The sequence below is a fragment of the Pseudoalteromonas sp. B62 genome (genome assembly GCF_037162565.1).
Taxonomy (GTDB): domain Bacteria; phylum Pseudomonadota; class Gammaproteobacteria; order Enterobacterales; family Alteromonadaceae; genus Pseudoalteromonas; species Pseudoalteromonas fuliginea.
Genome location: NZ_JARLVB010000002.1, coordinates 4,032,466 through 4,045,818, shown reverse-complemented (window position 1 = coordinate 4,045,818; position 13,353 = coordinate 4,032,466). Strand labels below are relative to the sequence as shown.

Genomic DNA, 13,353 nt, shown 5'->3' with positions numbered 1-13,353 from the left:
ATAATCGAGGGTGAGTTAGTAATACATCTGACAACAAATTTGCTCAATTTAAAAAGGGACAACAATGAAATTTAAATTATTAGCAACCAGCTTAGCGGTATCGCTGGCGTTAACGGGTTGCGCCATGCAACAAAACCAAAGCACGCAAACAACAGCACAACAAGAACAAGTAAATAAAGCTGATGATCGTGTTTTTTCGCAAGATTATGTCATTGAAGAGCTAGAAAACGGCTTACGTGTCATGGTTGTTAAAACCGATTACCCTGATGTCGTGTCGCTGCAAATTCCGGTATCGGTAGGGTCGCGTAACGAAGTTGAAGAGGGCAAAACAGGCTTTGCTCACTTTTTTGAACACATGATGTTTAAAGGCTCAAAAAAATACCCTGAAGATGTGTACTCAGACATATTAAAAAATTCAGGTGTTGATAACCGCGCTTATACAACAAATGATTACACAAATTACCATTTAAACTTTTCAAAGCAGCATCTTGATAAAGTACTTGAGCTTGAAGCTGATATTTTTCAAAACTTAACCTACACCGAAGAGCAATTTAGAACCGAAGCACAAACGGTAAAAGGTGAGTACTTAAAAAACAACGCGAGCCCAATTCGTAAATTATTAAGCGCTGTACGCGAAGAAGCGTTTGATAAGCACACGTATAAACACACCACTATGGGCTTTTTTAAAGACATAGAAGCCATGCCAGATCAAATGGCCTATGGTAAAGAGTTTTTTGCTAAGTTTTATAAGCCTGAATATGTGTCACTTGTCATAGTGGGCGATGTAGACCCACAAGCAACAATGGCAATGGTTAAAAAGCATTGGGGCAGCTGGAAAAAGGGTAACTATGTTGCTGACATTAAAGCAGAGCCTGTTCAACAAGCACCAAAATATTTGCACCAGCAAGATGAAGCGCTACCAGGGCATTGGTTACTCGTATCGTACAAAGGCGCTGCGTGGGAACCTGCTAAAAAAGACAGAGCGGCACTTGATTTAATCTCACAGCTTTATTTTTCAAATAATTCAGATTTATATCAAGAGCTAGTGGTCGACAAACAAATTGCCAGCCAAATGTTTACCTATAACCCAGAGACTAAAGATCCGGGTTTATTACACGTATTTGTTAAAGTAGAAAACGCAGATGATTTAGCCACTGCACGCGATGCTATTAACCGCACTTATGCAAAAGCACGCACTGAGCTTGTTGATGAGCAAAAGCTAAGTGATTTAAAATCGAACCTTAAGTACAGCTTTATTAATGGCTTAGATTCGTCGCAAGCGATTGCATCAACCCTTGCCAGCTACATGCATTTTGAGCGCGATCCTGAGGTTATAAACCAGCTGTATAAATCGGCAGATAACATCACCAGCGCAGATATTAAAGCCGTTGCTAATAAATACTTTACTGATAACGCACGTACCACATTAACAATGTCGGCACTTGATAAAGCGCCAAGTTTTGAGCAAGAAGTTGATTTAAATGCGCTTACTGCAAAGCTTGAACAAGCACCTGCGAAGCCTGCATTTAAAGTACTTGATAAAACCAATGGCTCGCCATTAATCGATGTTAACTTTTTATTCAATACCGGTGCGGCTGCCGACCCACAAGGCAAAAAAGGTGTTGCTGCGTTAACTGCGGCTATGCTTGCACAAGGTGGCTCAGAGGCGACAAGCTATAAAGATATTCAAAAAGCACTTTATCCGCTTGCGGGTAGCTTTGGCTATCAAATAGATAAAGAAATGCTGTCATTTCAAGGGCGTATTCATAAAGACAATGCAGCGCAGTGGTATACACTTGTGAGCGATCAATTATTAAATCCAGGCTTTAGAGATGACGACTTTAAGCGCCTTAAAAAAGAAATGATCGATGGCATTAAGTCAGGCTTGAAAGCATCTAACGATGAAGAGCTAGGCAAAGAAGTGCTATACAGTGCGCTTTACAAAAATCACCCTTACGAAAGCTACAACTACGGTGATATTTCGGATTTAGAAGCGCTGACGCTAGATGATGTTAAAGCGTTTTATAACAGCGAGCTTACGCAATCTAAACTCACGGTTGGCTTAATTGGGGCTGTGCCTGCAAAACTTAAAGCTAAAATGATGAGCGACTTTGCAACGCTACCAAAAGGTGAGCAAAGCCGTTTAAGTATTCCTGATGCGCCAGCGCTTAAAGGTCATCATGCAACTATTGTAGAAAAGTCAGCGCAATCGACTGCGGTATCATTTGGTTTTCCTATTGATACAATTAGAAGTAGCGAAGACTGGACAGCCCTTTGGCTTGTGCGTTCGTACTTTGGTGAGCACCGTAGTTCTAACAGCTTTTTATATGAGCGCATTCGTGAAACTCGCGGCATGAACTATGGCGATTACGCATACATTGAATACTTTCCACGTGGTATGTTTCAAACCAAGCCAGATGCAAACCTAGGGCGCTCAGAACAAATATTTCAAGTGTGGTTACGCCCGCTTCGCTCTAATAACGATGCGCACTTTGCAACACGTACCGCCTTGTTTGAGCTAGATAAGCTCATTAAAAATGGTATGAGCGAAGGCGACTTTGAAGCTACGCGTAACTTTTTAATTAACTTTGTGCCGCAAATGGTGGCAAGTCAAAACCGCCAATTAGGTTACGCACTTGATAGCGAATTTTACAACACAGATAGCTTTGTAAGTTACGTAACTAACAAACTTAAAACGCTAACGCTTGCTGATGTTAATCGCGTTATTAAAGAAAACTTACAAACAGACAATGTTCACTATGTATTTATTACTGGTGACGGCGCTGATATGCAAAAACGTTTAGCATCGCAGCAAACATCGCCAATGATTTATAACACAAATAAACCTGCCGAATTAGTGGCTGAAGATAAAGTGATTGCTGATTACAAATTAGCAATTCCTGCAAAAAATATTGAAGTGATGAAAGTCGATAAAGTATTTCAATAATTTAAGTGGTTTTTAAGCGTTAAAATAATGCCTCGGTGCTTAAAGTATTGGGGCTTTTTTATTATTTAACCTGAACTCTGGTTAAGAGATTTACTAGCGTATTGAATCATGGTGGTATTTAAATTTATTTTCTCTAGCCAGAGATTTTCAGTAAATTCAACGCAGTTAGCGCTGAAAATAGCTGCTCGAGATAGATTTATTATCCACAGTTCAGGTTATTTAATAATGAAACTTAATAAACGGTTATACCTAATAACCAGAACAAATAACTAAGGGGTTAACACCTTAGGCTTTAAATCCGTTAGACTTGATAAAAGGCTCTTTTATATCAATTTAAGGCAGTGCAGTATTATGCGTCATGAAATTTGGCAACAGCTTCGTACTGAAGCAAATGAAGTCGTAACCCGTGAACCTCTTTTAGCGAGTCATGTGTATTCATGTATTTTGAATCATGAGTGTTTGGGTTCAGCGTTGAGCTTTATTGTTGCTAATAAATTGGCGGACGCGGTGGTATCTGCGTTTACTATTCGTGAGTTGTTCGATCAAGCATTTGTAAAGTGCGATCGTATGCTTACTTATGTAGCTGAGGATATTAAAGCGGTAAAAGACAGAGATCCCGCAGCTGAAACTTACCTTACGGTGATATTAAACTTAAAGGGTTTTCATGCTATTCAAGCGCACCGTTTAGCAAATTGCTTATGGCAACAAAACCGTAAAGAGTTAGCGCGCTTTGTACAAAGCCGAACATCTGAAGTGTTTGGGGTCGATATTCACCCAGCATGTAAAGTGGGTAAAGGCATTATGTTTGACCATGCAACCGGTATTGTTATTGGTGAAACAGCGGTAATAGAAGATAACGTATCAATTTTGCAATCTGTAACGCTTGGCGGTACAGGCAATGAGCAGGGCGATCGTCATCCCAAAATTAGAGCGGGCGTATTAATTGGCGCCGGCGCTAAAGTACTTGGTAATATTGAAGTGGGCGAGGGCGCACGAATTGGTGCAGGCTCTGTTGTACTTAGCAATGTTCCAGCACACACAACCGCTGTTGGCGTACCCGCTAAAATTATTGGTCGACCGGATTGTGAGTGTCCGGCGCAAAGTATGAACCAAAACTTTTTAGCAAATCCTGAGCCTGAAAATGCTTCACATACAAGTGCAATGCTATAAAAGTAGGCGAAAATAAATGCCATATAAAAGTAACTTATTTGCAATGATACTCAGCTTTTTTGTGGGGGTAGGATTAACAAGTGGTTACTTTTTGCATTTGTATGAACCGTTTAACGATAAAACGGCTCAATTTATACATGCTAGTCAAGATGTTATTATTGAAGTAAGCGGTAATAAATCAGTTCAAAAATCACCTATAAACACTACAACCAAAGCACTTCAACAACCGCTGGAAAAAGAGTACATTACGAAAATAAGTGCGCTAAATAACGAATTGTCAGTAGCTACAAAACAGCTGAAAGTTGCTCAGCAGCAGTTAAAGCGAACTCGCTTAGAAGGCACTGATTTTGCTAAGCAGCTTGATGAAAAATTTGATAGTGAAAGTGAAAATACGCAGTGGAGCTTCGAAATAGAAACGGCACTTACTGACTTTTTAATCATCAGTGATTTAAGTAATACGGCGCAGCTAAGCTATTTAACTTGTAAACAAACTATCTGTAAATTTGAATTACTAGCCGATAAGAATAATGAACAAGGCCATGCACAGTGGCGTGAACTTAATGATAAGTTGGCAACGACACCTTGGTGGCAACAGTTTAAAATCACCTCATCAAGCTCAAACGACGAGCGAATAGAATTTATAGTGAGCACCAAAGAGTAAGTGCTCCTATTTTAGTTAAGCGTGCTAGCTCACTACTTTAGAATGTATAACACCATCAACAAGTTCGGTAATAAGTGCATCACCGGTTTTCACATCACTTACTGACTTAACTACTTTATTTTTTTCATTTTTTGTAATGCTGTAACCGCGTGCTAAAACATTTAGCGGACTTACCGAATCTAATTTACTTGCCTGTAGTGCCAAGTTGTTATTTGCTTGCTGCAATTGATGCTGTATAGCTTGGTTTAGTCTTGCGTGTAATTGCGTGAGTATATGGTTTGCTGTAGCGAGTTTTTTGTCAGGCGATTGGCGCATTAAACGCGGCGTTAAGTTATTAAGTGTGCGTTCTTGCTGGTATAAGCGATTACGCATAGCTTGTTGCAGTGCAATGCTTAGCTCATCCAAACGTTGCGTTTTTTGATTAAGCTGATTACGTGGATGACATAAATTAAGGCGGTGTTGTAACTGCGTTGCTAATGCGCGCTTGTCGGCAATGCCGTGCTTAAACGCGTTAGATAAACGATTAACTAATTGCGTTACTTTGTTGTGTAACTCTTGCGTATTTGGGCTTACAAGCTCAGCTGCCGCTGATGGGGTTGCTGCACGAACATCGGCAACATAGTCGCTAATAGTGGTATCTATTTCGTGGCCTACCGCACTTACTATGGGTAATTCACTTTTAAAAATAGCGCGGGCGAGCTGTTCGTGGTTAAAACACCATAAATCTTCAAGTGATCCGCCGCCTCGTCCTAAAATAAGTACGTCTACTTCATCACGAGCATTAGCTAATTCAATTTGATTAATTAAATGCAGGTGTGCTTCTTTGCCTTGCACCATCGCAGGGTAAATAATGACTTCTAATTGCGGCGCACGGCGTTTAAGTACCGTTAAAATATCTTTTATAGCAGCGCCGGTTGCTGAGGTAATAACACCAATACGATTAATATTTTGCGGTAATGGCTGCTTGTGAGCAGAGCTAAATAATCCTTCGGCGGCCAAACGCATTTTAAGCGCATCAAACTCTTGCTTTAGCTGACCTTCGCCGGCCGGCTCCATATGCTCAACAATAAGCTGGTAGTCACCGCGAGGTTCATAAAGTGATACACGCGCTTTTACTGTGACTTGTGCGCCATTTGCAGGGCGGTAGCTTTGGTTGCGGTTGTTGCCGCGCCACATTGCGGCTTTAATTTGTGCTTTATCGTCTTTTAGCGAAAAATACCAATGACCGGATGCAGGGGTAATGAAATTAGAAATTTCGCCTGTTAATACTAATGAGGCAAAGCCTTGCTCAAGTAATGTGCGAATTTCTCTATTAAGGCGTGACACGGTGTAAACCGTCTGCGAAGGCTTCGAAAACATAAAAAACAACCTAAAACTATTTATGAGGCAAGTTATAAGGTAAGTTTATCATAAATATTTACGAAATATTATTTACTCATGCCAACAACGCTGTTAAAATTTGGCCGCAATTCCTTATCGTAGTTCCACATGTGAGAAGTTGCCAAAATGCTTAGAATCGCTAAAGAAGCTCTTACCTTTGATGACGTACTTTTAGTACCTGGTCATTCTACTGTTTTGCCACACACGGCAAACATTTCAACTCGCTTAACGCGTGGTATCAAACTTAACTTGCCGCTTATTTCAGCATCTATGGATACTGTTACAGAAGCTCGTTTAGCTATTGCCCTTGCGCAAGAGGGTGGTCTTGGTTTTATTCATAAAAACATGACTATCGAAGAACAAGCGAAAAACGTACGTAAAGTTAAAACCTACGAAGCAGGTATTGTTTCTTACCCTGTAACGGTGACTGCCGATTTAACAATTGCTGATGCAGTTGAGCTTTCGCACGAAAAAGGTTTTTCAGGCTTTCCGGTTACCGACAGTAATAATGTACTTGTAGGCATTGTTACTAGTCGTGATATGCGTTTTGAAACTAAGCTTGAACAGCCTGTTTCTACCGTTATGACTAAAAAAGAAAAGCTTGTTACCGTTAAAGAAGGCGCAGCTCGCGAAGAAATTTTAGGCTTAATGCACGAACACCGCATTGAAAAAATCCTTGTTGTTGACGACGCTTTTAAACTTAAAGGCATGATCACAGTAAAAGATTACCAAAAAGCCCAAGACAAACCTGACGCATGTAAAGACGACCAAGGTCGTTTACGTGTAGGTGCTGCTGTAAGTGTTGGCGCGGGTACTGATGAGCGTATTGCTGCATTAGTAGAGGCGGGTATTGATGTTTTACTTATCGATACATCGCATGGTCACTCTCAAGGCGTTATTGACCGTGTTACTAAAACTCGCAAAGAGTACCCAGACTTACAAATTATTGCAGGTAACATTGCAACAGCAGAAGGTGCGATTGCACTAGCTGATGCGGGAGCGGATGCAGTTAAAGTAGGTATAGGCCCTGGTTCTATATGTACTACACGTATTGTTACCGGTTGTGGCGTTCCACAAATTACCGCTATTTCAGATGCTGTTGAAGGCTTAAAAGGTCGCGACATTCCTGTTATTGCTGATGGTGGCATTCGTTTTTCTGGTGATATTGTTAAAGCGCTTGTTGCTGGTGCATCGTGTGTGATGGTGGGTTCTCTTCTTGCTGGTACAGAAGAAGCACCAGGTGAAGTTGAATTATACCAAGGTCGTTACTACAAGTCTTACCGCGGTATGGGCTCATTAGGTGCGATGGATCAAAAAGAAGGTTCATCAGATCGTTACTTCCAAAAATCAAACGAAGCAGACAAGTTAGTACCTGAAGGTATTGAAGGTCGCGTAGCTTACAAAGGTCCAATTGCAACGATTATTCATCAGCAAGTGGGCGGCCTACGAAGCGCTATGGGCTTAACGGGTTGTGCAACAATTGAAGAGCTAAATACAAAACCACAATTTGTACGTGTTACTTCAGCAGGTATGGGTGAGTCGCACGTTCATGATGTGCAAATCACTAAAGAAGCACCAAATTACCGCTTAGGTTAAGCCGCGTAATTAATTTAATATACTGGGCTTGCTTTGCAAGCCCTCTTTTTAGTCGTTTACATTAACAAATGACATTTAGCATCAGACTTTACGAGATACTCCATGAGCAAAGATATTCACGATTCACGAATTCTCATTTTAGACTTTGGTTCACAATACACGCAATTAATCGCGCGCCGTATCCGCGAAATTGGTGTTTACTGTGAACTATGGGCATGGGATGTGACTGAAGAGCAAATCCGCGAGTTCAACCCACAAGGTATTATTCTTTCTGGTGGTCCAGAATCAACAACACTTGAAAACAGCCCGCGCGCTCCAGAGTATGTATTTAATGCAGGCGTTCCTGTGTTAGGCATTTGTTATGGCATGCAAACAATGGCTGCTCAACTAGGTGGTAGTGTACACAGCTCTGATAAAAAAGAGTTTGGCTACGCACAAGTTGAAAAAGTGGGTAATTGTGCATTGTTTGATGCAATTGAAGATCATATTACCGATGGTGGCAACGGCATACTCGACGTATGGATGAGTCATGGCGACAAAGTAATGGATATTCCAGCTGGTTTTGCAACAACAGCTAAAACATCTACTTGTCCACATGCTGCAATGTCTAACGAAGAAAAACGTTTCTACGGCGTACAGTTTCACCCAGAAGTAACACACACACATCAAGGTCAGCGTTTGTTAGAGCGTTTTGCTATTGATATTTGTGGCTGTGAAAAACTGTGGACTGCGGCAAAAATTATCGATAATGCAATTGAGCGCATTAAAGAAACTGTTGGCGATGACGAAGTTATTTTAGGCCTTTCTGGTGGTGTTGATTCATCGGTTGTGGCTATGCTTATTCACCGTGCAATTGGCGAAAGGCTAACATGTGTATTTGTTGATAATGGGTTACTTCGTTTAAACGAAGGCCAACAAGTAATGGACATGTTTGGTAATAAATTTGGCTTAAACATTGTTAAAGTTGAAGCTGAAGAGCAGTTTTTAAATGATCTAGCGGGTAAGTCAGACCCAGAAGATAAACGTAAAGCCATTGGCCATACGTTTATTAATGTATTTGATGAGCAAGCCAAAAAGCTTAAAAATGCAAAATGGTTAGCGCAAGGTACAATTTACCCAGATGTAATTGAATCAGCGGCATCTGCAACTGGTAAAGCGCATGTTATTAAATCTCACCACAATGTGGGCGGATTACCAGATGACATGAAAATGGGCCTTGTTGAGCCATTACGTGAGTTATTTAAAGATGAAGTACGCAAAATTGGCCTAGAGCTTGGTTTACCGTACGACATGCTTTACCGTCATCCTTTCCCTGGACCAGGTTTAGGTGTGCGTGTACTTGGCGAAATCAAAAAAGAATACTGTGATTTATTACGCCGCGCCGATGCGATTTTCATCGAAGAGCTACACAAAGCAGAGCTTTACCATAAAGTAAGCCAAGCGTTTACTGTATTCTTGCCGGTTAAATCGGTAGGGGTTATGGGCGATGCACGTAAGTACGATTGGGTTGTATCACTTCGTTGTGTTGAAACAATCGACTTTATGACGGCGCGCTGGTCACATTTACCGTATGAGTTTTTAGGTGTGGTTTCAAACCGTATCATTAATGAAATAGATGGTATTTCTCGTGTTGTTTACGATATTTCAGGTAAACCACCTGCAACTATCGAATGGGAATAATTAATTTTAGTTTTAATTAACTAATTTTAAGTGATTAAAAAACGGCGGATTAGCATGCTAATTCGCCGTTTTGTTTATTTAAAAAGCAGTTAAACTAAAAGAGTGATTTTTCTCTTTACCTTTAGCGAAACTTCTCTATAATTCTTCGTCATTGCAGGGGCGTAGTTCCAATTGGTAGAACAGCGGTCTCCAAAACCGATGGTTGGGAGTTCGAGTCTCTCCGCCCCTGCCATTTCTTCTTTACATCGTATTTATTAATTCTTATATTACCTTACTTACTAATTTCATCGAGTCGTTATGCATTCACGGTACGCAGCTGTTTTTGGTATTGAAAACCTCGAATTAAATAAACACTTTAAACCAGCCGATAAATTTCCAGCGGATAGCATTCCTGCAGATAATCTTTTAATAGATAATGTTGCGGCAGATAGTCATGCGCCTGATACTGCACCAAAAAACAATGTACTTGAGCCTATAGTGCTTTGTGAACAATTATTTGCAGATATTAAGCGTGCAGCTTTACCAATTGCTATTAATAGCGTTGTACAAAGCGCTGAGATGCAATTAAATGACGATCAGCTAGTACTTACAAAACCACAGCTCAGCACGGCCGATAAGCGCGCTTTATGGGCTTTAATGAGTGAACACCTTGATAAACTTTAAACCAGTAGACGAAACCGCAATACCTCAATTAATGGCAATAGAAACAGCATGCCATAGCCATCCGTGGACGTTAAATACAATGAGTTCGTGTTTAGGTGGGCGCTATTTTAATGTGGCCGCGTTTGAAAATGAGAATATGGTTGGTTTTTATATTGGTGAAAAAGCAGGTCCTGATTTTACGCTCATGGATATTTGCGTAACACCAAGTTATCAAGGCAAGGGCATTGCTAAGCAGTTGTTAGCTCAGTTTATTGAATACGGTGAGCAACAAAACGCTGAAAACTTATTTTTAGAGGTACGCGAATCTAACTCGCGAGCAATTGCGTTGTATGAGTACGCTGGCTTTATAGAAATGTCAGTGCGTAAAAACTACTACCCAAGCGACAACCCAGCTAAAAATGGCTTTGAAGATGCTATTTTAATGGGGATGGCATTAAGTTTAGGTTTCCAATAACAGCGAGCATGTGTTGTTTATACTTGCTTATTATTTATAGAGTTTTCAATAGCGGTAATTAAATCGGCTATAAGATCATCGCGAACTATTTTGTTATCATTTTTTAATGAATCTTCCAGTGCGCCTGCGCTGTGGTAAATATCGTCAAAGTTAAAGCACCCAGCACTTCCTTTAATACTGTGGGCAACATTTCGTAGTGCTTCCCAGTCATCAGAACGTTGATATGTTTTTACCTCATCTAAGTAAGTCGGCAAATTAGCTAAGTAGTTGTCTGCAATTTGTTGGAATTTTTCACTTTTTAATAAGTTATCCCATTTATTTTGGTTATCTTTTTCAAGGTGTAAATAACTCACTAGTACGTTTTCTAATGCGTCTTTATCAATCGGCTTACCAAGTGCTTTATCACAACCAGCCTCTAAATAAGTGCCTATATCATGGTTCATTACGTTTGCGGTTAATGCGATGATAGGGCCGTCGTACGCAGCGTGGCGTAGCATTTTAGTTGCTTCTAACCCGCCCATAACCGGCATTTGCATATCCATAATAATTAACTGATAGTCGTTAACTAGCGCCATTTCTACTGCTTGTGCGCCATTACTTGCTATATCGGGTTCTAGGCCCCACGTTTGCAGAAGCAGTTTTATTAGTAGTTGATTATCAGGGTTGTCTTCAGCCACTAAAATATTGGCATCAAAGTGGTTGGTTGCAAACGATAGTAGTGGATCTCTTTCTGGCGTTAATTGACTTTTATCTGTAAGTAATTGTAGTGCGGGTTTTCTGCCTGTTAAATGACACGACACGCTAATAGAAAACTTACTTCCTTTACCTATTTCACTTTTTAGTACTACATCACCACCGAGTAGTTGCGCCAAGTTTTTGGAAATACATAAACCAAGCCCTGTACCGCCAAATCGACGGGTAGTCGTTGCATCAGCTTGCTCAAATGGTTTAAATACACGCTTTATTTGATTTTCAGACATTCCGATGCCGGTGTCTGTGACAACAAATTCAAGCATTTTTCTTTTTTGATGAAAGTGTACACAAATAGAAACGCTGCCTTGCTCTGTAAATTTAACTGCATTATTCGCAACGTTAATTAATATTTGTTTTAAACGCGTAATATCACTGTATATGGTACGAGGCAGTGGTAATTCATAGTTTATATTTAAAGTAAGCTGTTTCTCTTTTGCTAAGGGTTCAATAATAGATTCAATATCATGTACGAGCTGTACTACATTGATAGGCGCTTGATCTACTGCAAGCTTTTCGGCCTCAATTTTAGATAAGTCCAAAATGTTATTGATTAGTTCTAGCAAGTGTTTTGAATTTCGTAAAATAGTACTGAGGTGCTGTTTATCGTTCGCTATTTTATCGTTGTGTAGTAATTGTTCTGTAAAGCCCATAATAGCAGTGAGCGGTGTACGTATTTCGTGACTCATATTTGCTAAAAAACGACTTTTAAGTTGATTCGCTTGTTCAGCTTGAGCAATCGCCAGCTCTAGTTGGCTGTTCATTGCCTCAAGTGCTTTGGTACGGCTTTCTACTTTATCTTCTAAGTGATGTTTATAATCTTCCAGCTGTTGTTGGTAGTGTCTTATCTGGTTAACCATGTGATTAAAATCGTTAAATAAAATGCCTACTTCATCATTTGTATGCGCAGGTAAATTCACCGATAAATCACCATCCCCAACGCGGTGGCTTGCTGCACCTAATAACTCGATAGGGTTGAGTAGTAAGTTACGCACAACCACAAAAATTAATATAGGCAGGGTGATCACCGAAATAAGAACAATTAAGCCTGTTATTAAACTAATAGCCTTACCAGATTGATAAAGTACAGCTTTAGGAATAGTAGAAACATAATAATAACCGCCACTCATTTGCACCGCAAAAATCATGCGCTCTATTTTATCTATACTTGATAGTTCGATAGTCGACAAGGTGCCAATATCAGCTAAATCATGTATTCGGTTTAGTTCGTATTCGCTAATGTATTGGCCGCGCATACTGTAATCGGAACTAAATAAAATTTTACCATCTTTGGTGAGTAGTAAATTAAGTGTATTGTTATAAGGCGCCTCTAAAATACTGGTATTGAGTATTGAAGGCTCAACATGGACAACGATAAAGCCTAACTGTTGAGGGCGTTTTAAATAGTAGTCAACACTATAAATTCGCTGAATAAAATACAAACTGGTTGTTCCGTCTGATTTTTGATCCATGAACTGTTGCTGGCTTAAATTACTTTGCAGTACTTTATTTAAAAAGGGATAACTTTTAGGGGCTGTAGTCAGATTGTTTGAATAATAAGCGTCGCTTTTTCCGCTTTCAGAGACTAAATTAATACTGACTATATCTGGATAGGCTTCGCTATAACTGGCAAATACATCCATTAAGGCACCTAGTTGGCGTGTATAACTGCCATTAGCTCGTACATCATTTGCTAAAAAGTCACTCAGTACGGGAGAAGTCGAGAGCAGCTTTGTAGTTGAGTGAAAAGAGTCTATATAGTTAAATACTTTTTGTTGTTGTTGCTCAACAAAACGACTCATTATTAGATCGGCTTGTTTTTGAGTGGAGTTAGTTACATTCGTGAGCGTGAAGCCCCCTAAAAATAATAGAGGCAATATAACAAGCGGCGTTATATACCATAATAATCGAATGCTTAACTTACTGGTTTTCATGACCAAACTACTTATCCTCCATGCAATTTATCAATAATATGCGTAACCGCTATATTACACAAGCCTGTAGGTGTCTTGATGGCTAATTTCTGTAACCAACCAAAGAAACTTACGTAAA

At 39.9% G+C, this 13,353-nt stretch carries 9 protein-coding genes and 1 tRNA gene; 8 read left to right on the top strand and 2 right to left on the bottom strand.

Translation table 11 applies throughout. The features are described 5' to 3' along the window. Nucleotides 1–64: 64 nt before the first annotated feature. The 3 genes from P4S71_RS22820 to P4S71_RS22810 all read left to right on the top strand — a co-directional run bounded on the left by P4S71_RS22820 (nt 65) and on the right by P4S71_RS22810 (nt 4,778). Nucleotides 65–2,947: a M16 family metallopeptidase gene (locus P4S71_RS22820; RefSeq protein ID WP_337151587.1), complete on the top strand. Its 2,883-nt coding sequence runs from the start codon at nt 65–67 to the stop codon at nt 2,945–2,947. Between the two features lie 351 nt (nt 2,948–3,298). After that, complete coding sequence (gene cysE / locus P4S71_RS22815) at nt 3,299–4,117, top strand: serine O-acetyltransferase (RefSeq protein WP_033038052.1); 819 nt, start codon at nt 3,299–3,301, stop codon at nt 4,115–4,117. Between the two features lie 16 nt (nt 4,118–4,133). Then, on the top strand, nt 4,134–4,778 hold the full coding sequence (locus P4S71_RS22810; RefSeq protein WP_007377820.1) for a hypothetical protein: 645 nt from the start codon (nt 4,134–4,136) through the stop codon (nt 4,776–4,778). A 24-nt stretch (nt 4,779–4,802) separates the two neighbouring features. Here P4S71_RS22810 and xseA read toward each other — a convergent pair whose 3' ends face one another. Then, nucleotides 4,803–6,137, bottom strand: coding sequence for an exodeoxyribonuclease VII large subunit (xseA, locus tag P4S71_RS22805; protein ID WP_337120705.1), 1,335 nt, complete (start codon nt 6,135–6,137; stop codon nt 4,803–4,805). Nucleotides 6,138–6,284: 147 nt separating this feature from the next. Between xseA and guaB the strand changes: the two genes are divergently transcribed. From guaB to rimI, 5 genes are all read left to right on the top strand, one after another. Further along, a complete protein-coding gene (gene guaB / locus P4S71_RS22800; RefSeq protein ID WP_337120704.1) occupies nt 6,285–7,754 on the top strand; it encodes an IMP dehydrogenase in 1,470 nt (489 codons plus the stop codon). A gap of 102 nt (nt 7,755–7,856) precedes the next feature. Further along, on the top strand, nt 7,857–9,434 hold the full coding sequence (guaA, locus tag P4S71_RS22795) for a glutamine-hydrolyzing GMP synthase (protein WP_337120703.1): 1,578 nt from the start codon (nt 7,857–7,859) through the stop codon (nt 9,432–9,434). A gap of 155 nt (nt 9,435–9,589) precedes the next feature. Then, nucleotides 9,590–9,666: transfer RNA gene (locus P4S71_RS22790), tRNA-Trp, on the top strand. Between the two features lie 65 nt (nt 9,667–9,731). Beyond that, nucleotides 9,732–10,097: a hypothetical protein gene (locus P4S71_RS22785; RefSeq protein WP_337151586.1), complete on the top strand. Its 366-nt coding sequence runs from the start codon at nt 9,732–9,734 to the stop codon at nt 10,095–10,097. Next, nucleotides 10,084–10,551, top strand: a complete 468-nt coding sequence (rimI, locus tag P4S71_RS22780; RefSeq protein WP_337120782.1) for a ribosomal protein S18-alanine N-acetyltransferase — start codon at nt 10,084–10,086, stop codon at nt 10,549–10,551. The genes P4S71_RS22785 and rimI overlap by 14 nt, the downstream gene beginning before the upstream one ends. Nucleotides 10,552–10,568: 17 nt before the next feature. Here the strand turns inward: rimI and P4S71_RS22775 are convergent, their stop codons facing one another. Beyond that, a complete protein-coding gene (locus tag P4S71_RS22775) occupies nt 10,569–13,235 on the bottom strand; it encodes an ATP-binding protein (RefSeq protein ID WP_337151585.1) in 2,667 nt (888 codons plus the stop codon). Nucleotides 13,236–13,353: the final 118 nt, after the last annotated feature.